Origin of the sequence: Acinetobacter sp. ABJ_C1_1 (genome assembly GCF_044684115.1) — a bacterium.
GTDB lineage: Bacteria > Pseudomonadota > Gammaproteobacteria > Pseudomonadales > Moraxellaceae > Acinetobacter > Acinetobacter nosocomialis_A.
The window spans coordinates 183,983-207,127 of the sequence record NZ_JBITPU010000003.1 but is presented as its reverse complement, the minus strand read 5'-3'; the positions used below and the strand labels follow the sequence as shown (position 1 = coordinate 207,127).

Annotated in this window: 20 protein-coding genes; 17 read left to right on the top strand and 3 right to left on the bottom strand. The window is 37.6% G+C overall.

The window, feature by feature from the left end:
* Window positions 1–399 precede the first annotated feature (399 nt).
* Window positions 400–513, bottom strand: coding sequence for a hypothetical protein (locus tag ACG59Z_RS06725; RefSeq protein WP_139344670.1), 114 nt, complete (start codon window positions 511–513; stop codon window positions 400–402).
* Window positions 514–655: 142 nt separating this feature from the next.
* Here ACG59Z_RS06725 and ACG59Z_RS06720 point away from each other — a divergent pair, with 142 nt between their 5' ends.
* The 7 genes from ACG59Z_RS06720 (at window position 656) to ACG59Z_RS06690 (ending at window position 10,930) form a co-directional block, all read left to right on the top strand.
* Window positions 656–2,446 carry an ABC transporter substrate-binding protein gene (locus ACG59Z_RS06720; protein WP_400198556.1) on the top strand — a complete coding sequence of 597 codons (1,791 nt, stop codon included), beginning with the start codon at window positions 656–658 and terminating at the stop codon, window positions 2,444–2,446.
* 15 nt (window positions 2,447–2,461) lie between these two features.
* Window positions 2,462–4,285: an ABC transporter substrate-binding protein gene (locus ACG59Z_RS06715; protein ID WP_396479521.1), complete on the top strand. Its 1,824-nt coding sequence runs from the start codon at window positions 2,462–2,464 to the stop codon at window positions 4,283–4,285.
* Window positions 4,286–6,319 carry a M3 family metallopeptidase gene (locus tag ACG59Z_RS06710; RefSeq protein ID WP_400198554.1) on the top strand — a complete coding sequence of 678 codons (2,034 nt, stop codon included), beginning with the start codon at window positions 4,286–4,288 and terminating at the stop codon, window positions 6,317–6,319.
* A gap of 12 nt (window positions 6,320–6,331) precedes the next feature.
* On the top strand, window positions 6,332–7,270 hold the full coding sequence (locus ACG59Z_RS06705) for an ABC transporter permease (protein WP_039251373.1): 939 nt from the start codon (window positions 6,332–6,334) through the stop codon (window positions 7,268–7,270).
* Between the two features lie 7 nt (window positions 7,271–7,277).
* Complete coding sequence (locus ACG59Z_RS06700) at window positions 7,278–8,420, top strand: ABC transporter permease (protein ID WP_400198552.1); 1,143 nt, start codon at window positions 7,278–7,280, stop codon at window positions 8,418–8,420.
* 12 nt (window positions 8,421–8,432) lie between these two features.
* Window positions 8,433–10,163 carry an ABC transporter ATP-binding protein gene (locus tag ACG59Z_RS06695; RefSeq protein ID WP_400198550.1) on the top strand — a complete coding sequence of 577 codons (1,731 nt, stop codon included), beginning with the start codon at window positions 8,433–8,435 and terminating at the stop codon, window positions 10,161–10,163.
* A gap of 107 nt (window positions 10,164–10,270) precedes the next feature.
* Window positions 10,271–10,930 (top strand): SOS response-associated peptidase family protein, encoded by a 660-nt coding sequence (locus ACG59Z_RS06690; RefSeq protein WP_279709406.1) that lies wholly within the window; start codon window positions 10,271–10,273, stop codon window positions 10,928–10,930.
* Between the two features lie 53 nt (window positions 10,931–10,983).
* Here the strand turns inward: ACG59Z_RS06690 and ACG59Z_RS06685 are convergent, their stop codons facing one another.
* On the bottom strand, window positions 10,984–11,352 hold the full coding sequence (locus ACG59Z_RS06685) for a hypothetical protein (protein ID WP_039251368.1): 369 nt from the start codon (window positions 11,350–11,352) through the stop codon (window positions 10,984–10,986).
* 310 nt (window positions 11,353–11,662) lie between these two features.
* Here ACG59Z_RS06685 and ACG59Z_RS06680 point away from each other — a divergent pair, with 310 nt between their 5' ends.
* Both ACG59Z_RS06680 and ACG59Z_RS06675 read left to right on the top strand, forming a co-directional pair.
* Window positions 11,663–12,520, top strand: a complete 858-nt coding sequence (locus tag ACG59Z_RS06680) for a 3'(2'),5'-bisphosphate nucleotidase CysQ (RefSeq protein ID WP_400198548.1) — start codon at window positions 11,663–11,665, stop codon at window positions 12,518–12,520.
* Window positions 12,521–12,577: 57 nt separating this feature from the next.
* Window positions 12,578–13,312 carry a histidine phosphatase family protein gene (locus tag ACG59Z_RS06675; protein ID WP_400198547.1) on the top strand — a complete coding sequence of 245 codons (735 nt, stop codon included), beginning with the start codon at window positions 12,578–12,580 and terminating at the stop codon, window positions 13,310–13,312.
* Window positions 13,313–13,369: 57 nt separating this feature from the next.
* On the opposite strand, the gene rpsT is transcribed toward ACG59Z_RS06675, so the two are convergent.
* The gene (gene rpsT, locus ACG59Z_RS06670) at window positions 13,370–13,636 is read right to left on the bottom strand and encodes a 30S ribosomal protein S20 (protein ID WP_002117906.1); all 267 of its coding nucleotides are present in this window, start codon (window positions 13,634–13,636) and stop codon (window positions 13,370–13,372) included.
* Between the two features lie 212 nt (window positions 13,637–13,848).
* On the opposite strand from rpsT, the gene ACG59Z_RS06665 reads away from it, so the two are divergent.
* From ACG59Z_RS06665 to ACG59Z_RS06630, 8 genes are all read left to right on the top strand, one after another.
* The gene (locus tag ACG59Z_RS06665) at window positions 13,849–14,514 is read left to right on the top strand and encodes an NAD(P)H-binding protein (RefSeq protein ID WP_335862167.1); all 666 of its coding nucleotides are present in this window, start codon (window positions 13,849–13,851) and stop codon (window positions 14,512–14,514) included.
* 12 nt (window positions 14,515–14,526) lie between these two features.
* A complete protein-coding gene (rraA, locus tag ACG59Z_RS06660; protein ID WP_311071290.1) occupies window positions 14,527–15,033 on the top strand; it encodes a ribonuclease E activity regulator RraA in 507 nt (168 codons plus the stop codon).
* A 24-nt stretch (window positions 15,034–15,057) separates the two neighbouring features.
* Window positions 15,058–15,834: a glutathione S-transferase N-terminal domain-containing protein gene (locus tag ACG59Z_RS06655; RefSeq protein WP_400198543.1), complete on the top strand. Its 777-nt coding sequence runs from the start codon at window positions 15,058–15,060 to the stop codon at window positions 15,832–15,834.
* Between the two features lie 143 nt (window positions 15,835–15,977).
* Window positions 15,978–16,910, top strand: coding sequence for a Dyp-type peroxidase (locus ACG59Z_RS06650; protein ID WP_263613616.1), 933 nt, complete (start codon window positions 15,978–15,980; stop codon window positions 16,908–16,910).
* Between the two features lie 84 nt (window positions 16,911–16,994).
* On the top strand, window positions 16,995–17,351 hold the full coding sequence (locus tag ACG59Z_RS06645; RefSeq protein WP_396463212.1) for a hypothetical protein: 357 nt from the start codon (window positions 16,995–16,997) through the stop codon (window positions 17,349–17,351).
* Window positions 17,352–17,485: 134 nt separating this feature from the next.
* A complete protein-coding gene (gene mfd / locus ACG59Z_RS06640; RefSeq protein WP_400198541.1) occupies window positions 17,486–20,947 on the top strand; it encodes a transcription-repair coupling factor in 3,462 nt (1,153 codons plus the stop codon).
* Between the two features lie 201 nt (window positions 20,948–21,148).
* Window positions 21,149–21,583 (top strand): HIT domain-containing protein, encoded by a 435-nt coding sequence (locus ACG59Z_RS06635; protein ID WP_004701924.1) that lies wholly within the window; start codon window positions 21,149–21,151, stop codon window positions 21,581–21,583.
* A 52-nt stretch (window positions 21,584–21,635) separates the two neighbouring features.
* Window positions 21,636–23,093 (top strand): adenylate/guanylate cyclase domain-containing protein, encoded by a 1,458-nt coding sequence (locus tag ACG59Z_RS06630; RefSeq protein ID WP_400198539.1) that lies wholly within the window; start codon window positions 21,636–21,638, stop codon window positions 23,091–23,093.
* The last annotated feature ends 52 nt before the right edge of the window (window positions 23,094–23,145 follow it).

Here is a 23,145-nt window from a genome sequence, read left to right as displayed (position 1 = left end):
TTATTATGTTTGAGGGCAGTGTTTCTGTTTCTTTTGAAGTTAAATAAATTTTCCGTTTGGCAAATTTTTTTGTATTGGCTAAAAGTTTCAAATTTATTTGTATAAAAAATATACATTAATGGACACTTCACATACTTAATAAATAAAAATGTATCGTTTTAGAACTTTATTATATGTAATGTTATACTATTTGTTGTAAGATTTTTTTATATAATTTTATTTAAATATCAGTATATTAAGTTGATATTTTTACTTAAGTATAAATGGAATAATATGATGCATAATGAATCATCAATGTATTTTTTTTGTGCATTTAAGGTGTTAAATGATTAACATATACAAATATAATATTTGGCAAAAAGTAACTTTTATTTATATAGTTCAAACGGATTTAAGTACCTAATAAAAATATGAATTTCTAATATTCTTAAATATTTTATTGTGAATACTCATAGATGGCATGAAATTCGCTTTATATTCAGTAGTTACAAAACACTGGGTACTTGAATTTATTTTTCCATTTGATCAAATAAAAAGATGATAAAGGAAAGTGAATTCCAAATCCCAAATAGGCCTATCTGCTGAAAAAAGAACTTTTCTTATGCGGATTTAGATGTTACTCAAAAGGTTAATATCTTTTAAAAAAATTAGTTATGTGGATATGAACTTGAAATTAAAATTTTTTAAGCTCGCCATTTTAAGTTTGGCTATTACATCAATTCCATGTGCTTATGCAATTACGCCAGCACAACCAAACAAGATTTTGCATGTTGCCTATGAAGCACCTGATGACGGTTTTGACATGGTTAAAACCACCAATTTCTATAGTGCAAGTATTGCAGAAGCTATTTTTGAACCTCTACTCAAATACGATTATTTAGCACGTCCTCTACAACTAGTTCCTTATACGGCTGAAAGCATGCCGAAGGTTGAGCAAGACGGTAAAGTTTATATATTTAAAATTAAGCCAGGTATTTATTTTACGGATGATCCTGCCTTTAAAGGCAAGCGCCGTGAATTGGTGGCCGAAGATTATGTTTATTCAATTAAACGTATTTTAGACCCTAAAAATAGAGCACCTTCCGTTTCTTTTCTGGATGGAAAATTAGTGGGTGCTGATGCAGTTGTAGCTCAAGCAAAGAAAACTGGAAAGTTTGATTATGCCGCGCCAATTGCAGGGCTTAAAGCGACTGATCGATATACCCTACAGTTTACCTTAACTCGCCAAGATTTTAATTTTCCTTATATTCTTGCCTATATTGCGTTTGGTAGCGTTGCTAAAGAGGTTGTTGATTATTACGGTGATCGTATTGGCATGCATCCAGTAGGTACCGGACCGTACATGTTAAGTAAATATGTTCCAAGAAGTAAGGTCGAATTGGTTGCCAACCCTGATTATCGTGGTTTTGTCTGGAATTTTAAGTCAACAGGAACACCGTGGGATAACCAACTTGTTAAAGAAATGTCTGGAAAGAAAATGCCGCAAGTTGGCAAGGTGGTGGTCAGTATCATTGAAGAACAACAATCAAGATGGTTAGCTTTTCAATCGGGTCAATTAGATTTTGACAAACTTACAGCAGATGCCGTTCCTCAAGCGTTAGATGGAAATCAACTTAAAGCTTCTTTTCAAAAAAGAGGCATTAAACATTTTCCATATAAAGAACCTGAAATGACCTATACCATGATGAATATGCGTGATCCTGTCATTGGTGGTTTTAGTCCAGAAAAAATTGCGCTTCGTCGAGCAATTACTTTGGCCTATGACCAAAAAGAAAGCATAAAACAGGCATATAAAGGTCAGGCAGTGAGAGCAGAAATGTTTATACCTGAAGGTGTAAACGGATATAACCCGAAGTATAAAAGTAGCGTAGGATATAATCCGCGGCTAGCAAATAAACTGCTTGATTATTATGGTTATAAAAAAGGGGCTGATGGCTATCGGACCTTACCAAATGGCAAACCTTTAGTTTTAAAAATTAATAATGAAAATAGCTCAGCATCAGTTATTCATTCTGAACTCTGGAAAAAAAATCTAGACGCGATTGGCATTCGTGCTGACTTTAAAGTAAGTAATTTTGCAGATAACTTAAAAGCCGCAACACAATGTAAATATATGATGTGGAGCGGGGCATGGATTGCTGACTATCCCGAAGGAGATAATTTTGCACAATTATTATATGGACCAAATGCTGGGCAGGGAAACCATGCCTGTTATCAGTCTAAAACATATGATGCTCTTTATACTCAGGCCATTCATTTACCAACGCAACAACGTCTACCATATTATGAAAAGCTTAATCGCCAGATTGAAGCTGACAATCCTTGGATTATTCATGTAACTCGAATTCGTAATTGGTTGATACGACCACAAGTTCAGGGTTTTAAACCTCACCCGATGATGAATACAAACTGGCAATATCTTGATATTACCCCTATTAAAAAATAATTTTAGATAAAGATCATCATGACTGAAAATTTAAAACAAAAGCTCAAGCACTGTAGTGTAGGTCTATTATTTGCCAGTATGGCATTAACGGGTACCACGACTATTTTTGCAAAAAGTCCAGCCGATCCGAATAAAGTTTTACATTATACGTTCCCAACAGCTGAAACAGGTTTCGACCCAGCTTATATCCATGACTTATATTCAGCACATGTAACCACTTCGATATTTGAAACTTTATATACCTATGACTATTTAGCAAGGCCAGCAAAGCTTATTCCCCAAATCGCAACCGCTATGCCAGAAGTGAGTGCAGATGGTCTGACTTATACGATTCACATTAAAAAAGGTATTTATTTTACACCGGACCCTGTTTTTAAAGGTAAACCTAGAGAGTTAACAGCTTACGATTATGCGTACTCTTTTAAGCGCCTATTGGACCCAAATTTACGTTCGCCCAATAGCTGGTTGTTGGAGAACAAAATTGAAGGTATGGATGCTTTAGTACAATCAGCCAGTAAAACAGGAAAGTTTAACTACGATCAAAGTGTGAGTGGTTTACAAACACCTGATAAGTACACCTTGGTTATTCGGTTAGTGAAGCCTGATTATAATTTTCCTTTATTACTGGCACATGACCCTACAGGGGCTGTAGCGCGTGAAGTTATCGAAAAATATAAAGATAAATCTGGCTTTGTGATGGGGCATCCAGTAGGAACAGGACCTTATATGCTCAGTAAGTGGGTGCCTGCTTCGCGTATTGTTTTAAAAGCGAATCCTGATTATCGCGGTTTTACTTGGAACTTTGTAGCCAGTAGTGCTGAGGACCAAGCAATTGTGAAACGCCTCAAAGGTAAACAAATGCCTCAAATCGGCACAATTGATATTCAGGTAATGGAAGAAAACCAGTCACGATGGTTGGCATTCCAGCGTGGTGAAGTTGATATTATTCAACTAGAAGGGCAATTAGTCTCGAAAGCCATTAAAGACGGCAAGTTAAGACCTGAACTTGCAAAAGATGGTGTGCATTTATCGCGTATTGTTGATCCGGAAATTAGTTACAACTATTGGAATCTTAAGAATCCTGTTGTTGGAGGAATGAGTAAAGAAAAAATTGCTTTACGCCGTGCAATTGCAATGTCTCGTTCAATAGATCAAGAAATTAAATTAGTACGTAATAGTGATGCTGAGCGTCTACATTTTCCAGTACCGCCAGGTGTGGTGGGTTCTGATCCGCAATATAGAAGCAGTACCCCATATTCGGTAAAAGCAGCAAATCTATTATTAGATAAATATAACTATAAAAAAGATGCTTCAGGATGGCGTACACAGCCAGATGGCAAGCCTCTGGTCATTGAATATATGGCACGTAATGACAGTATTGGTCAGCAAAGTGCTGAGCTTTGGAAAAAGAACTTTGACAGTTTGAATATCCGTATGGTTTACAAGCCTATGCTCTTTTCAGACCTCATTCGGGCACAAAAACAGTGTGACGGAATGTTTGGTTCTTCTGCATGGATTGCCGATTATCCGGATGGGGATAATTTTATGCAGAATTTTTATGGCCCGAACACCCATATGACCAACTGGTCTTGCGGTTCAATACCAGAGTTTGATCAATTATACCGTCAGTCTCAACAGATTAAGCCTGGCCCAGAACGAGATGTGATTTATCGAAAAATGACACGTTTGTTAGAAGTGTATATGCCAGTGCAAGTGTTGTATGCACGTTATAGAAATATGTTGGCTCAGCCAAGAATCATTGGATATAAGAAGCATCCGATTTTACATGCTGAATGGATGTACTTCGATATTGATACAAATACGAAATCTAATCATTAAATGAAAAAAATTGGAGATACGATGAAAAATAACACACTGAAAATGACTAGTTTATGTATGTTGACGATAGGTATAAGTCAGTTTGCATCGGCAGAGACGACACGTGCGACGTTACCATTACTTAAAGCAGAGCAACTTCCCACATGGTGCGATTCTAATTTAAAAAAAATCCAGCAAGAGATTTCAAGTTTTGAAAAAATACCTGTTAAAACCGATGCTGCTGCCGCTCCGATATTAGCAAAGTGGGATAAAATTTTTGCTCATCTTGAAGATTTTTCAGGACCCATAGGTTTATATAGTAACGTAGACCCAGATGCGAAATTACGTAAGGCAGCCGAAGACTGCGAAATTAAAATTAATCAATTTCATACTGATATATTCCAAAATTCAAAATTATATAACGTAATTAAAAATACAAAAGCAACTGATCCAATAGATAAAAAATACCGTCAGGATATTCTTGATCAGTTTGAAGACACGGGGGTTCAATTAGAACCAGCAAAACGTGCAAGAATGAAAGCCATTCTGGATGAGTTGACTAAACTCGAACAAAAATATAACCGTAATATTCGTGATAACCCTGAAAAACTTGAGTTTACTCCTGAAGAAATGAAAGGGCTGCCAGAAAGTTATATTTCAGGGTTAAAGAAAAATGCCAAGGGTAACTATCTTTTAGGTTTTGAGTATCCGGAATATCGTCCATTTATGGAATTGGCTGATAATGATGATGCCAGAAAAAGATACCAGATTGCCTTTACACGACGTGGTACTGAACAAAACTTAAAACTACTCAAACAGGCAGTAGATTTACGTTATGAGCTTGCGCAGTTATTTGGAAAAGCAAGTTATGCAGATTGGGTGTTAAAAGACCGTATGGCAAAAACGCCCGAAGCTGTAAATCAGTTTTTGGCAGAAGTACAGAAAACGGTCGCACCACTTGAGCGCAAAGAAGTAGAAGAGCTCCGAGCATTTAAAGCACAAACTTTAAAAACACCATTAGATAAAACCGAGATCACACGTTGGAGTGAAGCTTACTGGAGTGAAAAACTTCGTAAGAGCAAATATCAAATTGATCAGGAAAAGCTTCGTGATTATTTCCCGACTTTAGCGGCACAAAAATGGTTATTTGCTATTTCATCTGACCTTTATGGTATTGATTTTAAACCTGTCAAAGTGAAAGCATGGCAGAGCGAAGTTGAATATTACGATGTAGTCGATAAAAAGACAGGAAAACTCCTTGGTGGCTTATATATGGATAAATTCCCTCGAGAAGGGAAATATGGCCATGCCGCTGTTTGGGGAGTATATGGTGGTAGCACTTTAACCAACCGCTTACCGGTTTCAGCACTCGTCACAAACTTTAACCGTAAAGGTTTAAATAGTGATGAGCTCGAAACTTTTGTGCATGAATTTGGTCATGCCTTGCATGGCATTTTATCTAATACCCGCTATGCAAGTCAGTCTGGAACATCTGTAGAGCGTGACTTTGTAGAAGCACCATCTCAAATGTATGAAGAGTGGGCACGACGTAAAGAAACCTTATCTAAAGTGGCTGATTACTGTGATCCAGCATGCCCACGTGTTGATGACGAATTAATTGCCCGTTTAAAAGCAGTACATAACTATGGGCGCGGTTTACGTTATGCACGTCAGACGCTTTATGCACAGTACGATATGGCGCTTCATACGGCTGATGCGTTAAAAGTAAAACCTTTAGAAACTTGGCAAAAAATGGAAGCAGCTACAGCCTTGGGATATGTCCCAACAACAGAGTTTCCTGGTCAGTTTGGACACTTGATGGGTGGTTATCAAGCAGGTTACTACGGTTATATGTGGTCTGAGGTTTTAGCTTTAGACATGCTTTCTGCTTATGGTGACAACCTGAATAACCCACAAGTCGGACAACGTTATCGCCAGACCATTTTATCGCAAGGTAGCCAAAAACCGGCAGCTGAATTGGTTAAAGATTTCCTTGGTCGTGATCCTGACAACAAAGCATTCTTTAACGAAATTACCGGACAACGGGTTAAATAAGGAATTATCACTATGCTGGCATATGTTATTCGGCGGTTATGGCAGATGATTCCAACCATGTTGGGAGTAGTACTGTTTATCTTTATTCTTTTTAACTGGGTCGGTGGAGATCCAGCCTATATTCTGGCAGGTAAGATGTCTAATCCTGAGCAGATTGAAAACATTCGTAAGCAACTAGGTGTCGATCAGCCTTATTACGTTCAGCTCTGGATTTTTATTAAACAGATTCTTACTTTTGACTATGGCGCAAGTTGGAGTACTGGCGAGCCAGTTTCACAAATTATTTTAACTCGCTTGGGGCCTTCGCTAACGCTGTTAATTCCACTCACTATTTTACAAACCGTTATTTCAATTGGCTTAGCTTTGGCTGTATCGGCAGTACGTGGCACTTTAACAGATCGTATGGTCATGATGTTATGTACAATTGGTATGTCGATCAGTATCTTGGTTTATATTATTGTTTTTCAATATGTTCTGGCTTATCAGTTAAGTTGGTTTCCAGTACAGGGCTGGAGCGATAACTTTACCGATAATTTATTTAAGTTCGCCTTACTTCCAATTTTAATTATGTTGGTGGTGAGTATTGCACCTACTTTAAGGTTATACCGTAGTTTTGTGCTGGATGAGATTAACCAAGATTACGTTAGAACGGCACGTGCTAAAGGTGTAGGTGAAAGCCGAATTTTAGGTGTGCATGTTTTACGTAATGCCTCAATTCCTATTATTACCGATGTGATGGCGACTTTGCCTGCGTTGCTCATAGGTGCATTTTTAATTGAACGTTTTTTTGGTATTCCCGGTATTGGTCGAGAAGTAATTATTGCGGTTGAGCGAAGTGATTTTCCTGTGATTAAAGCAATTACAGTTTATATTGCAGCTGCAACCATGATTTTTAACTTGATTGCCGATTTAGTCTACAAAGTGGTTGATCCACGTGTACAGTTGAAGTAGGTGGGTTATGCTAAGTGTTCTATCAAAAAGAAAATTACAAACCCAGACAGCTCCAGCTTCAGCGGGTTTATGGCGCCTTGCAATGCGCCGTCTTCGGGCTGATAAAATTGCAATCGCATCGCTCATTGTTGTGCTGTTCTATTTGGTCGTATTGCTACTATCATTTACGGGACTGATTGCATCGGACTGGAACAAAGAAGTTGCGGTCAGTTATGCACCCCCTACATTTATAGGTGCAGATAAGACAACTGAAGCTTTGAAAAGTACAGCCGCTGTAGATGAGGAATTACCGGAAAATCCAGTCGATCCCTTAAAAGATGTCATTCACCAACTCAAGGCTGAAATTAAACAAGAAAAGAGCTCTGGAAGTGCAATTGATTATTATGGTGTGGTTGACCCGCTGGCTGATGATATGAAAGCAATTGATCAGCAACTAGGTGGACATTTACTTGATCAGCAAAGTGAACTAAAAAGTACCCTTATATTTGGAGCTGACAAATGGGGACAAGATGTTCTTAAAAAGACTATTAAAGGTGCCGAAACCTCAATTATTGTAGGGCTAGTTTCAGCATTGCTCGCAGTGACCTTAGGTACACTGCTAGGGGCGATTTCAGGGTACTTTGGTGGTTGGGTAGATGACATCCTTAACTGGTTTTATAACATTTTTACTTCCATTCCATATTTATTATTAGTTCTTGCGATAGCTGCCGTACTGCAACAAAAGGGTATTTTATCTATTGTTCTGATTTTAGGTTTAACGGGCTGGACAGGTGTTTACCGTTTAATTCGTGCTGAGTATATGAAACATACCTCACGTGAATACGTTCTGGCTGCCAAGGCAATTGGTGTTGGGCATTTCCGCCGTATGTTCATTCATATTTTTCCTAATGTCAGCCATATCGCTTTGGTTCAAATGTCGATTTTGGTGGTTTCTTTTATTAAATCGGAAGTTATTTTGAGTTTCTTAGGTTTCGGTGTGCCAGTAGGCGTAGTGTCTTGGGGCAGTATGTTAAATGAAGCACAAAGTGAACTTCTTTTAGGAAAATGGTGGCAGCTTGTCGCAGCCTCTGTCGCAATGGCTGTTTTGGTTACGGCATTTTCAATGTTTACTGATGCACTGCGTGATGCATTAGATCCAAAATTAAAATAAGAGGAAAACCTAATGTCAGAACAACAAAAAAATGTCCCATTACTCCACATTGAAAACTTACGTGTAAGTTTTAAAGGTGAAGACAAGCAGTATATCGAAACTGTTAAAGGAATCTCCTTTGATATTCCAGCAAATACCACTGTCGCTTTAGTTGGCGAGTCGGGTAGTGGCAAGTCAGTTACTTCTTTGGCAACTATGGGCTTACTACCTGTAGGCCAAAGTAAAATTGATGAAAAAAGTAAGATTGTTTTTGATGGTCAAGATTTACTCAGCTTATCCCGTAAGGATATGCGAAAAATCTGTGGTAAAGATATTGCCATGATTTTTCAGGAACCAATGTCATCATTAAATCCGGTTTTTACAGTTGGCAATCAAATCGCAGAAGTGTTGTGTTTACACATGGGCATGAGCCGTAAACAGGCCCGTCAACGTGTTTTAGAGTTACTCAGAGAGGTCGGGATACCATCACCTGAAACGAAAATTGATGCTTATCCTAATCAGCTTTCCGGTGGTCAGCAGCAACGTGTCATGATTGCAATGGCGATCGCTTGTGAACCTAAGCTACTAATAGCTGATGAACCGACAACAGCGCTTGATGTCACCATTCAAAAACAAATTATTGATTTACTCGAATCGTTGCGTCAGCGCCGTCAAATGTCGATGCTTTTTATTACGCATGATTTGGCTTTGGTGGGTGAAATTGCAGATCAAGTCATTGTCATGCGTCATGGTAAAATTAGAGAGCAAGGTCTTGCAGAACAAGTTCTAGAACAGCCTAAAGATGTATATACCCGTGCTTTACTTTACTGTCGTCCTCAAATGTCACAGCGACCTTATCGTTTGCCTGTGACCAGCGACTTTATGCGTCAAGAAGACAATGTATTAGTCGAACAAAGCTTTGATGTTTCAGAAATTCCTGAGCGTAAACGCGGTTTAAATGGCGATGAGCAAATTATTTTAGAAGTAAAAGATCTGAAAAAAAGCTTTTATAGCCGTAAAGGATTATTTGGCAAAGAAGAGTTTCAGGCAGTAAAAGGCGTCTCATTCAAACTTGCTAAAGGGAAAACCCTTGGTTTAGTGGGAGAGTCTGGCTCAGGCAAAACCACTGTGGGCTTGTTGCTTATGCGTTTACACGAAGCAACAGGTGGGGAAGCCTTAATTGAAGGTAAAGATATTCTTTCATTAACTGAAAAAGAGTTTGCCAAATATCAAAGAAAGATTCAGATTATCTTTCAAAACCCATATGCTTCGTTAAATCCACGCTTTACCATCGGGCAGATTTTGTTAGAACCTATGCAAATTCATGGCATTGGTAAAGATGATGCGGAGCGTAAGCAAATTGCACTTGGGTTACTTGAGCGCGTGAATTTACCTGAACAAGCTTATTATCGATACCCACATGAGTTCTCGGGTGGTCAACGCCAACGTATCGCAATTGCACGTTGTTTAACGCTAAAGCCTGAAATTTTGATATGTGATGAGTCTGTTTCGGCACTAGATGTGTCTGTACAAGCACAAGTACTTAACTTATTACAGGACTTACAAGATGAGTTTGGACTCAGTTATATCTTTATTTCACATGATTTATCGGTTGTGAAATATATCTCTGATCAGGTCATGGTCATGAATCATGGTGAGGTTGTTGAAATCGCTAACTCAGACGAGCTCTATGCACATCCTCAACATGACTACACTAAACGACTATTGCAGGCGATTCCCCAAGGCATTCAACACGTTTCATAAGCGTAAAGTTACGTCGTTCAAGGCACTTTCGAGTGCCTTTTTATTTGGTTTATAGAATAAATACTTATAAAATAAGAGAAGTAAAATTACAGTATTTTATTCTTGCTATGTGTGCCAACTTTAAACCTTTAACTCTTGCCCAATTACAGCAACTTCAGTTGCCTGTGGTCGGCTTTAGCTATGCCGATGAGGTTTATCCTGCTGGAACAATGCCGTTATTATTCAAATCACCGCAAGGTCTTGAATGGCGTGAAGTCATGTTTGGATTGGTTCCCAAATGGGCGGAAGATACAAACATAGCAAAACATACTTATAATGCTCGTCACGAAACAATTTTCCAAAAACCGAGTTTTCAAGAAGCTGCTCTTAAATGCAAGTTCGGTGTAATCCCTGTGACCGAGTTTTATGAAAGTAAATATATAAATGATAAACCTGAGCGATGGGCTGTACGCCGTAAAGATGGACAGGCTTTTTTCATTGCAGCAATTTATGAAATTTGCAAAATGAATGAAACGATTGTTCGTTCTGCAAGTATGTTAACCATGGATGCGATCGATCATCCCATGATGAAAGACTTCCACGAACCGGGCGATGTCAAAAGATCAGTCATTGTGATTCCACATGACCGTTTAGATGAATGGTTAAGTTTAGAAACCCCAGATATTTCAAGCTTTATTGAAGGTTTCCCTGTTGAGGAGTTTGAGTGTTTACATGTTCCTAAAGAGAAAATTATAAAACCTACACCTCAATTAAGTATGTTTGAATAGCAATAGTGGGGCTAGGTTATTGGCTTAATTGTTAAGTCAATAACCCTTTATACTTAGTCAATATTCTTACTTAAAGTTTGTACCTGATCATCATGTGCTAGATAAGCCAATTCAATGGGTGAAATCACAAAAGTTGAGTTATCTGAGGTTTGTTTAAAAACAAAGCCATATTCAAATGATTGCGTATTTTTACTCGGTAACCAAAATAAATAAGGGCAACCCGTATAGCTACCGTCCCAACCCATTTCTTTGGCTAAAGCCAAAGCCGTATCTGATTTAGCAATAATTTCTTTAAGCGATTCTTTGTCTCTTTGAGAGACATCACCATCATCATCTGCAAATGTTTGTAAAAACTCATTTAATGGGGTTAAGTCTTCCCAGTTATTTTCAATTGTTGAGAAGTGATATCCATATAGCATCATTATTTAGTCTTCCATTTTGTTATTGTATTAATGAACATAGCAAGAAAAGTGTGAAAAGAAAATGGTTGGTTTCACATTAAGTTGTTTATTTTTCATAAGTTATAGCATGTTTTTTATACAAAATTTAACGTTACTTTCTCTTGAATAATAAGCATCTTGCCCAGTTAAAATATAAAGACTGAGCTTTTGAAGAAATAACGGTGTTCTTAATTAAAGATAAAGCATTTTTATAAGGATACTAGACTGTTGGTGAATACTGAATTTGTCATAATTCACTTATAATGAAAAGGAAAGTAAATAGAGCTTATTTATGTTTATAACAACAACTCGTCCCAATGATGCCTTAATTGAACAGCTGCTACCAATTTTGGAAGAGGCTAGTCAGATCTTATTACAAGAATATCAAAACTATTCAGCAGGATATGAGTTTAGTATTCAAGAAAAACATGATGATTCACCTGTAACTCAAGCAGATTTAAAGGTAAATCAATTTTTATTAAAGCATCTTGCAGAAATCACACCGGATTTACCGGTTTTATCGGAAGAAAGTGACTATAGCGCTCGCCATGACTGGTCTTCTTGCTGGATGCTTGATCCGCTTGATGGTACCAAAGAGTTTATACATGAACGGGATGAGTTCACGATAAACTTGAGCTTGATTGAGGGACGCGAAACAGTATTTTCTGTGATCGTTGTGCCTTGTGAACAGGTTGTTTATTTAGGTTATTTAAAAGATTTGCCTTTTAAATATAGCTTTAGCCAAAAACAATGGTACCAATACCAAAAAGAGTCTTATTCAACACAAGCACCTGTACAAATTGGTTTAAGTCATAGTAGTAAAAATCCGAAATATCATAAATTTATTGAACCGATTGAAAAAAACCGTACCGTAATTCGACGTGAAGCGGGCAGCGCTTATAAGTTTTGTATGATGTTAGAGGGTGAGATTGATATTTACCCTAGATTTCATCCTACCTCTGAATGGGATACCAGCTCAGGCCAGGGACTATTAGAAAGTATTGGTGGAGGTTTGCTTACCCTAAAAGGTAAACCCTTTGAATATAATCAGCGTGATACTGTACTAAACGGGGGCTTTATCGCATTTCGTGATCAGGAAAGCAAAAAAATAGCATTTGAAGCTTTGGCTCAATCGGGTGTTTTGGATTGAGAGTTATTGTAGACATGCTATAGTGGCAAAATATTGAGAAAAGATGACACGATCAAAATGGCACTCGATTTATTGCCTAAAAGCATGTTTGAAGCAATTGATTTATTGCCTGATGCTTCAACCCCTGTAACCCTTTTTACACGTCACTCTTTAAGAGAGCTGGTTGATGGGCAAGGCTTGGCGGGATACGACCTTCAACTTACTCCTCAAGGCCGTGAGCTTGCTCAGGAATGGGGTAGCTATTTAATTAAAAATACAGATCGTGTGATTCAACACTGTATTTCTAGTCCAATTCAACGTTGTGTAGATACTGCTGCGCTTATGATTGAGGGTGCAGACGGTGTAAGTCCTGAACCTAATACGCATACGATTGAAATTGTTGAGCAAGGCTTATTGGTAGAACCAGGAAGTTTTGTACTCGATATTCAACAGGCTGCTCCTTATTTTCGTAAACAAGGGGCACTTGGTTTTATTAATAGTTTTGTGAATAATGCCTTACCGGGTATGAAACATCCAATTACTGGTGTTTTAGATGTATTAGAACTGATTTATCAAACTCATCCTAAAACAAAAAGTGGTCTAAGTTTAGCTGTAAGTCACGACACAATTATTGCAGCGATTGTTGCAGTAATTTCAGGTAATAATCAAATACAAAAAGCAGATTGGCCTGCCATGATGGAAGGGTTGTTTGTATGGTTTGAAGGTGATGAATTTCCAAATTGTAAATTGAAATGGATTTGGAGAGGCGAAGCTTACGAGTTAGATGTATCTAAATTTCATAAAGTAGAGTAATTATAAAATTATAGGTAATAAAAAAAGCCCTGTTGGGCTTTTTTTACATACTTCAAATTAGTTAGCTAACGCTTTAACTTGAGCATTTAAACGGCTCTTATGACGAGCAGCTTTATTTTTGTGGATGATGCCTTTATCAGCCATGCGGTCGATTACAGGAACAGCTTTTTTATAAGCTTCTGTAGCAACTGCATAATCACCACCAGCGATTGCACTTAAAGTACGCTTGATGTAAGTACGAACCATAGAACGCAAGCTTGCGTTGTGTTTACGCGCTGTTACGTTTTGGCGCGCACGTTTTTTAGCTTGAGCAGAGTTTGCCACTCTTGCACTCCTTGAAAATAAGTTGGTCTGGGCGGGCTGTGGTCAATCCAGTAAACTGGTGTAACCATCACCAGCCCGTAAACAAGTGCCATATTGTGATGAATCAATACCGTGAAGTCAAGCCTTGCGAGCATTTTAAGCCGTTTTAGGGGCTGCTAAAACCGTAAGAAAAGGTTAAATTTGATACAAACTTAAAGAGGGTTGAATAAAAAATGACTATAAGCACGAAAAAAGCAATTGTAGTAGGTGCTACAGGACTCGTTGGATTAGCTCTAGTTGAAGAGCTTGAACAAACGCCAGAATTTGAAGCAATTACGGTTGTTGTTAGAAAAGAATCACAACTACTTAATACATATAAAAAAGTTACTCAGTTGGTGATTGAGGATTTTTTATTGCTCAATGATGAAGACGTAAATGATCATACTCACGCATTTAGCTGCTTAGGTACAACTTTAAAAATAGCAGGTTCAAAACAAGGTTTTTATGCAGTGGACTACGAGATAAATGCCCACTTTGCAGACTTAGTTCAAGATAAACATATTCATTTTTTAATTGTGAGTGCACTTGGAGCAAATGCGAATTCACCAATTTTCTACAATAAGGTCAAAGGGCAGTTAGAAGACTATATTGAGAGTTTAGGTATCGAAAAACTATCTATTTTCAGACCATCTTTATTGATTGGTAAGCGTAGCGATGTGCGTTTTATGGAAGATTTGGGGCAAAGTCTTTTTAAATTCATTGAAAATAAATGGAATAAACCATTCAAATATAAACCTGTTACAGCTGAGCAATTGGCTCATACGATGGTCGTAGCGGCGCTAACGCAAATTGAAGCATTTAAACGATATGATAATCTCAGCATACAACAAACTCGATAAGGGAGAATAAAAGTGTCGACAGTACCATTTGTGACATGTGATTTATTAGATGATAACCCAGAAAAAGATTTACAAGTGGTCATACCCTCAATGGATGGTAAGTTCTTTAAAAGTTATGGTGCACGTCAAACCTTTGGCGGACAGGTTGTAACTGTAAAGTGCTTTGAAGATAACTCACGAGTAAAAGAGTTATTAGCAACAGATGGTACAGGGAAGGTGTTGGTTGTGGATGGCGGTGCTTCAATGCGCTGCGCACTGATGGGAGATATGATTGCTGAATCGGCGGTTAAAAATAACTGGAATGGTGTAGTTATTTATGGCTGTGTACGCGATGTTGATGCACTTGCAACTCTAGATTTAGGTGTACATGCATTGGCTGCAATTCCACAAAAAAGTAATCGTAAGGGCATTGGTGAAGTTGATATTCCTTTATATTTTGGTGGAGTCACAATTCAATCTGGTGATTTTATTTATGCAGATAACAATGGAATTGTGATTGCTAAGGAAAAATTAGTTTAGCTCCACAATTTAAAGGAACGTGTAATGGTGAATCATCAAATTAAGGTGCTGCAAGCAGTAGCATCTGCAATTGCTCAAGGTGGTAGAGGGGTTACAGGTACAGCATTTCCTAATCAGCCTGTTAAAGCTCTAAAACTTTATGAATTTGAAGGTTCGCCATTTTGTCGACGTGTTCGTGAAGTGATTACACTATTAAATTTGGATGTCGAAATTTATCCATGTCCGAAAGGTGGAACGAAATACCGTTCTATTGTCAAAGAAATGGGTGAGTTACAGTTTCCTTTTTTAATTGATGAAAATACAGGCGATAAATTATACGAATCGCAAGATATTATTCATCACTTATTTAAACACTATGGCAAGACAGGACAAACACCTCAGAAATTTTCAAATTATCCAAAAATGCCATATCTGGCATTTGCTGGAACGTTGTTGAATGGTGCTCGTGGAGTCTGGATTAATAAAAAAATAGTAAATAGAGCTGCGCCTGAGCAAAAACTTGAACTATGGAGCTTTGAAGCAAGCCCATATTCGAGAGTAGTAAGAAGTCTACTATGTGAGCTTGAAATTCCTTATATTTTGCACAATGTGGCAAAAGAACGATGGCAAGATATGGGACCTGCTATTCTTCGCTTAAAACCGGGTAAATATATACCCTTAAAAGATGGAAAAAGAGAAAAGTTGTTGCCGATTATGCAAGGTAAAATGCAAGTACCTTATCTAGTCGACCCAAATACGGGAGTGAAGATGTTTGAATCTGCTCAAATTGTAAAATACTTAAAAAAGCAGTATGGCAGCTAAGATAAGTTAGAAAAGTTAAAAGAGATTGAGAAAATTCAGTCTCTTTTTAAGACATGAGAACAATAAGAAATCGTACGATAAAAACATGAATATGCTAAATTACTACCGTAAATTACCAAAATAAGGCCTGTTTTATGGAATGTATGAGAATTCAGCCTGTAACGAGTCATCCTGGAGAAAATGCATTATTTATTGTATTGGGGTTAGCTCAAGGTGATTCTGTTGTAGAAAAAGTAAAAGATTTTGCTGCTAATTTTTCAGCGTTAACTCGAAGTTTGTCTAATCGTTATCCAGAAAGTAAATTTAATGCCACATTCGGTTTTAGTTCAAATGCATGGGATGTTTTATTCCCAGAGCAAGCAAAGCCTCAAGAATTAGAAACATTTCAAGAAATCAAAGGCCCAAAGTACACAGCTGTTTCAACACCTGGTGATTTATTCTTTCATATTCGTGCTGATCGACAAGCTCTTTGCTATGAATTGGGAAGTATAATCAATGAACAGTTGGGTAAAGTGACTTACCCAATTGATGAAGTACACGGCTTTCGTTATTTCGATGGTCGAGCGATTATTGGCTTTGTTGATGGAACAGAAAACCCTGAACCTGTAATTGCTGCACAATGGGCGCTAGTGGGTAGTGAAGATCCCGAATTTATTGGGGGAAGTTATGCATTTATTCAAAAATATACCCATGACATGGAAAAATGGCGTGCTTTAAGCGATGAAGAACAAGAAAAAGTGATAGGTCGCAAAAAGTTTAATGATATTGAACTCGGTGATGATGAAAAGCCTTTAACAGCCCATAATGTGGTAAGTAAAGCGCATGATGCTGAAGGCAATGAGCTAAAAATTATGCGTGCCAATATGCCTTTCTCGAACCCTTCAAAAAATGAATATGGTACTTTTTTTATTGGTTATTCCCGTAAATTTAGTACAACACGTCAAATGCTTGAAAATATGTTCCTAGGAAATGAGCAGGGTCATCTTGACCGTTTACTTGACTTTAGTACTGCCCAAACAGGAACTCTATTTTTCGTACCGACTGTAGATTTTCTCGATGATTTGGGTGACGAATAGTCTCGAAAAAATAATTAGATATAAGTGGTGGAGGCGAGTAGGTTGTTTCCATTATTTATATTGAAACTAATACGATGTGATGAAATGTTTAAAAAGTTAAGCCAGCTTTTTCAAGGCTCGAAAGAGTCACCAGAGCAGCTATATTTACAAGAGAATCAACTTAGTTTTGATTCTGAGCGTGGTCCAGTAATTAAAAATGTTGTGATTAATGAAAAATGGTCAGAGCATATGGAGTATTTTTCAAATCGAAAATTACAGAACTTTGATGATTTACGTAAGTTATTTCAAATTACGCCACAAATTAATGAAAAAATTGACTTAGAGATTGCAAATCAACGCTATGTCGAAAGGTTGGGTAATACTCAAGAAAAGTTACTTGAACTTAAAGCAATCATACAAATATTGAACCAATATTATGTGATGTTTCTACGTGATAAATAAGTTCAAACATTTGTTTAAGAACTATAAAAAAGTATCGTAAAGTAGTAGCTTGATTTCAGAAAAATAACTCAATTCAATAAAAACATCATGCTACTATTAACCTCATATCTTTTTAGCTCATAAAAGCCATATACATGTTTCAACAAGAAATCTCTCAATTGAATTTGCAACAGCTCAAGGCCGGTGAAAAGCGTTGGGTGGGGTCATTATTAGGTTCATCAGCAGCTTTATTGCTTAAAGAAATTGCGACTCAGCATTCTTCTTTATTAGTTTTAGTCGCTCGAAATAACCAACATGTTGCACAATTAGAAAGTGAACTTGAGTTTTATGGAATAAAACCGACAATTTTCCCCGATTGGGAAATTTTGCCTTATGATCGGTTATCTCCGCATCAGGATATTGTCTCGGAACGTCTTGCGATTTTATCGAATATGCCGCAACAAGGTGTATTACTCATTTCAGCAAGTACTTTGGCTCAACGTGTTGCACCTTATTCATGGGTTTTAGGTAAGCACTTTGATATAAAAGTGGGGCAAAAATTTGATTTAGAACAGCAAAAGTTAAGACTGGTTCAGGCTGGCTACCACTTGGTAGACACAGTGTATGATCATGGAGAATTTGCGGTACGCGGTAGTATTATGGATATTTTTGCATCTGGGCAAGAAGCTCCTATCCGCATAGACTTATTTGATGATGAAATTGATTCTTTAAAATTCTTTGACCCTGAAACCCAAAGAACAACTACAACACTAAAAAGTTTTACTGTTCTACCAGCGAAAGAGTTTCCATTAAAAGAAGCACGGTCAGTTTTTCGAGATCGTTATTCTGAGTTTTTTCCGACAGCAAATCCTAAGAAAAATCCAATTTATCAAGATGTCTTAGATGGCATAGCATCTCCCGGAATTGAGTTTTATTTACCGTTATTTTTTGATAAAGAGCAAATGCAATCGCAAAGTATGTTTACAACGTACTTACCAAAGAATTGCATTGTAATTACAAATAATGATGTTGATACTGATTTAACTAACTTCTGGAAAGAAGTTATGCGTCGTTATGAAGATCGACGTCATAATATTGATCAACCTATTCTTGCACCTGAAGAGCTATTTATTTCTCCAAATAATTTGCTGAGTGCTTTAAATCAGTTTCCACGAATGCTTGTGAGTGCAGAAACGATTGAAGAAAAAGCTGGTGCACTTAATCTTAAAACTGAGCAACCACCTAAATTACCGGTCGATCCAAAAAAAGAAAAACCATTTGCGGCTGTAAAAAAATATATTGATGAAGCAAACCATCCTGTTCTACTAGTTGCGGAAAGTGCAGGACGTCGAGAAAGTTTAAAAGATGCATTGCGTTCAAGTTTGGGTGAAATTCCGAATGTAGAGAATTTTGAGCAATTCAAAACCAGTCAATTTGCAATTGCGATTACCAATGCACCTTTAGACCGTGGCTTACTTATAACTGATCAATTAACAGTTATTTCAGAAAATCAGCTTTACGAACACCGAGTTGTACAGCGTCGTCGTAAGCGTCAACAAGAAGTTTCGGAAGAGTTTCTAATTCGAAGCTTAACTGAGCTTAGTATTGGTGCTCCTGTTGTACATATTGATCATGGTGTGGGGCGTTATGCTGGCTTAATTACACTTGCTATCGAAGGGCAAGACTATGAGTTCTTGCAACTAGATTATGCTGAAGATGCGAAAGTGTATGTCCCAGTAACCAACTTGCATCTGATTAGCCGTTATAGTGGCGGCGACCCAGATTTAGCACCATTACATAAAATTGGTACTGATGCTTGGAGTAAAGCAAAGCGTAAGGCATTGGAGCAAATTCATGATGTTGCAGCCGAGCTTTTACATATTCAGGCACGTCGTCAGTCAAAACCCGGCTTTGCTTTTGAATTGGATCAGTCGCTTTATATGCAATTTGCGAGCGGCTTTGCGTATGAAGAAACACTTGATCAGGCCAATGCAATTGAAGCCACACTGTATGATATGCAGCAAGCAAAACCAATGGATAGATTGGTGTGTGGTGATGTAGGTTTTGGTAAAACTGAAGTGGCCATGCGTGCAGCGTTTGTTGCAGTGCAAAATGGTAAACAAGTTGCAGTTTTAGTTCCTACCACATTACTTGCTCAACAGCATTATGAGTCTTTTAAAGACCGCTTTGCTGATTGGCCCGTTCGTATTGAAGTGTTGTCACGTTTCGGTTCAAACAAAACTCATGTGAAAAATATTGAAGACTTGGCAGATGGTAAAGTCGATATTGTGGTAGGTACACACAAACTATTACAAGAAAATGTTCAGTTTAAAGATTTAGGCTTAATGGTTGTAGACGAAGAACATCGTTTTGGTGTGCGTGACAAAGAGCGAATTAAAGCTTTGCGTGCCGATGTCGATATGTTGACTCTTACCGCAACCCCAATTCCTCGTACGCTTAATATGGCTTTTTCGGGAATGCGTGATTTGTCGATCATTGCCACTCCACCAGCACGTCGTTTAGCAGTAAAAACCTTTGTACAAGAACATACAGACGCTTCAATTAAAGAGGCGATTTTGCGTGAGTTATTACGTGGCGGACAAGTTTACTTCTTGCATAATGAAGTAGATACCATTGAGCGAGCGGCTGAAAATATTCGCATGCTTGTGCCCGAAGCACGCGTGGCGGTAGCACATGGACAAATGCGCGAACGTGAACTTGAGCAAGTTATGCAGCAGTTCTACCACAAAGAATATAATGTGCTGGTGTGTTCAACCATTATTGAAACGGGTATTGATGTTCCAAATGCCAATACAATTTTGATTGAGCGTGCAGATAAACTTGGCTTAGCACAATTGCACCAGTTGCGTGGACGTGTAGGTCGTTCACATCACCAAGCTTATGCTTACTTATTGGTGCCTTCAATAAAACACTTGAAAGGTGATGCTGAAAAACGTCTCGATGCAATTCAACGCGCTTCCACATTAGGTGCAGGCTTTATGCTTGCTACGGAAGATTTAGAAATTCGTGGTGCTGGTGAATTGTTGGGTGAGCAACAAAGTGGTTCAATGCAGGCGATCGGATATAGTCTGTATATGGAAATGCTTGAGAAAGCGACCAAAGCAATTCAACAGGGTAAAACACCGAATTTCGATGCACCATTGTCGTTAACTGCCGAAATTAACTTACATATTCCTGCACTTATTCCTGATGATTACTTAGGTGATGTTCATCAACGTTTATTATTCTATAAACGCATTAGTAATACAGATACTCAAGAAAAACTGGATAATATCCGCATGGAGCTTATTGACCGCTTTGGTGTTCCACCGCAATCAGTTAAGCACTTATTTACCGTGCATCAGATCCGCTTAAAAGCAGAGCATTTGGGTATTACAAAAATTGATATTAATACTCAAGGCGGCAACATTGAATTTTCACCAGATACTCCTGTTCAGGCTATTAGTATTATTCAACTCATGCAAAAGAACCCGACCTATTATCGCATGGAAGGAGGACAACGCTTAAAAGTGATGGTGCAGCTTGAAGATTATGAAAAACGAATTCAATTTATTAATGATTTACTACAAAAATTGATGAGTGAATTACATGCCTGAGTTCTGTTTTTTTAATAAGCGGTAGTTGATTGGAACATTTGTTTTGCTGTGATTGGATTTTATGCACTTTTTTATACCTTGAGATATGAATAAGTGCATAAAATCATTGTTATTTGTAAGCAAACGGGCTACTAATAATATTCACATCAAAACTGATGTGATAGTATTAGCCATTATTGTTTATTGTCATTTATAAAAGATATGTTTAGTTTGCATCCACAACTTGCTCAAGATACTTTTTTTGTAGGCGATTTTCCGCTTTCAACATGTCGTTTAATGAATGATATGCAATTTCCTTGGTTAATTTTAGTACCACGCGTACCAGGAATCACGGAATTATACGAATTAAGTCAAGCTGACCAAGAACAGTTTTTACGTGAATCAAGTTGGTTATCTAGCCAGTTAGCTCGCGTTTTTCGTGCTGATAAAATGAATGTTGCAGCTTTAGGTAATATGGTTCCTCAATTACATTTTCACCATGTTGTCCGTTATCAAAATGACGTAGCTTGGCCTAAACCAGTGTGGGGTACACCAGCTGTGCCATACACAAGTGATGTTTTGGCTCACATGCGTCAGACCCTTATGCTTGCTTTACGTGGTCAAGGTGATATGCCTTTTGATTGGCGTATGGATTAAATCAATGTCATGCCACATGTGAGTGTGGCAACATTGAAATGTGGAGGATAGGGTGCAATTAGAGAGGTTTATAGATCGGGAACCTAAGCAGTTTGCATATTTTCATCGTTTGATGGGGTATTCAATTCTGTCATTGATTTTAGTGATCTATGCCTTTACCTCACCAGATACTAATTATCAAATCTATATTCCTCCTTTTTTTCTCTTTTTACTTTTTGTTAGTTCTAAATTAGAGCACTGGTTACAGTACCAGTTTGATAAGAAAACCCAAAAAAGTGTTTTCTTTGCGATAGATGCAATTGTAGTAGCGGTTACTCTAGCGGGTGTACACCTCAATCTTGTTCCTACATTTATTGCGCTTTTTGCATTATTTTACTCAGCAATTAATAGTCGTATTTCGTTTGCAGTGATTTGTTTAACGAGTCTGCTTGGTGCGATTATTTTTTATTTAAGTACTTTTTTCCTATTTGGTTTTCATCCATATTTTGAAGCAACGAGCCAAGAATTAACGGTAATTACTTTACTTGGCTTAGTGATGTTTATAACCATTGGAAATTATTACCAACATCGCTGGGTTAAAAAAATTAGTCAGCAACGTCAGCATTATTATGACCAAATGACGCGTTATATCGCTTTTGCTAATCAGTTAAGCCGCTATGCACCATTACAGCTATGGCAGTCGATTATGCGTGGTGAGGCTGAAGCAAAAATCGAATATAAACGTAAAAAAATGACCGTATTCTTTTCTGATATTCAGGGTTTTACAGAATTGTCGGAAACCTTAATTCCAGATGACTTAGCTTTCTTGCTTAATGACTATTTAAGCCATATGACTGAAATTGCGAAGCAATACGAGGCGACTGTCGATAAATTTATGGGAGATGCCATTCTCATATTTTTTGGAGATCCAAATTCGCAAGGTGTTGAACAAGATGCTAAATCTTGCGTAGAAATGGCAATTGCGATGCGTCAGCAAATGAAGCTGCTACGCGAACGTTGGAAAAAAATGGGATATTCAGCCTTACATATCCGTATGGGTATTAGTACAGGTTATTGCCACGTTGGGAATTATGGGGCAACGCATCGTATGGCCTATACGATTGTAGGTCGTGATGTAAATTTGGCAGCACGTTTACAGTATGCTGCTGAAATCGATGAAATACTTATTTCTGATGATACTTATCAACTCATTAAAAGTGATTTTCTATGTGCACCTAAAACCCCGATTTATTTAAAAGGTATCCAAGGTGCAGTAAAAACGTGGCAAGTCATGGAAAAATATACAGGGAACAAGTCAGATCATCAGCAATGGTTTGATTATGAATATAAAGGTTTCCATTTAGTATTGAATTTAGAAGAAGTACAGAACTACGAATACCCTGAGTTGGTTGAAGTGCTTGAAAAAATGATTCAACGCATTAAAGTTCAACAAACTTTAATTAATACTCAAGGGGTTGCTCAGCTTAGACTCGAAGATGAGGTTAAGCCAATAAATATTGATCAAGAGTAAGATTCGGTATAAATCATATAAATAAAAAAAGCTGCTTAAGCAGCTTTTTTTA

Bases quoted from the DNA above. Each gene is read 5' to 3' on its own strand.
- ACG59Z_RS06685 (WP_039251368.1), bottom strand. From the start codon at position 11,352: ATGATGCTATATGGATATCACTTCTCAACAATTGAAAATAACTGGGAA.
- mfd (WP_400198541.1), top strand. From the start codon at position 17,486: ATGTTTCAACAAGAAATCTCTCAATTGAATTTGCAACAGCTCAAGGCC.
- ACG59Z_RS06655 (WP_400198543.1), top strand. From the start codon at position 15,058: ATGGTGAATCATCAAATTAAGGTGCTGCAAGCAGTAGCATCTGCAATT.
- ACG59Z_RS06645 (WP_396463212.1), top strand. From the start codon at position 16,995: ATGTTTAAAAAGTTAAGCCAGCTTTTTCAAGGCTCGAAAGAGTCACCA.
- ACG59Z_RS06695 (WP_400198550.1), top strand. From the start codon at position 8,433: ATGTCAGAACAACAAAAAAATGTCCCATTACTCCACATTGAAAACTTA.
- ACG59Z_RS06675 (WP_400198547.1), top strand. From the start codon at position 12,578: ATGGCACTCGATTTATTGCCTAAAAGCATGTTTGAAGCAATTGATTTA.
- ACG59Z_RS06680 (WP_400198548.1), top strand. From the start codon at position 11,663: ATGTTTATAACAACAACTCGTCCCAATGATGCCTTAATTGAACAGCTG.
- ACG59Z_RS06650 (WP_263613616.1), top strand. From the start codon at position 15,978: ATGAGAATTCAGCCTGTAACGAGTCATCCTGGAGAAAATGCATTATTT.
- ACG59Z_RS06635 (WP_004701924.1), top strand. From the start codon at position 21,149: ATGTTTAGTTTGCATCCACAACTTGCTCAAGATACTTTTTTTGTAGGC.
- ACG59Z_RS06665 (WP_335862167.1), top strand. From the start codon at position 13,849: ATGACTATAAGCACGAAAAAAGCAATTGTAGTAGGTGCTACAGGACTC.
- ACG59Z_RS06690 (WP_279709406.1), top strand. From the start codon at position 10,271: ATGTGTGCCAACTTTAAACCTTTAACTCTTGCCCAATTACAGCAACTT.
- ACG59Z_RS06710 (WP_400198554.1), top strand. From the start codon at position 4,286: ATGAAAAAAATTGGAGATACGATGAAAAATAACACACTGAAAATGACT.
- ACG59Z_RS06705 (WP_039251373.1), top strand. From the start codon at position 6,332: ATGCTGGCATATGTTATTCGGCGGTTATGGCAGATGATTCCAACCATG.
- ACG59Z_RS06700 (WP_400198552.1), top strand. From the start codon at position 7,278: ATGCTAAGTGTTCTATCAAAAAGAAAATTACAAACCCAGACAGCTCCA.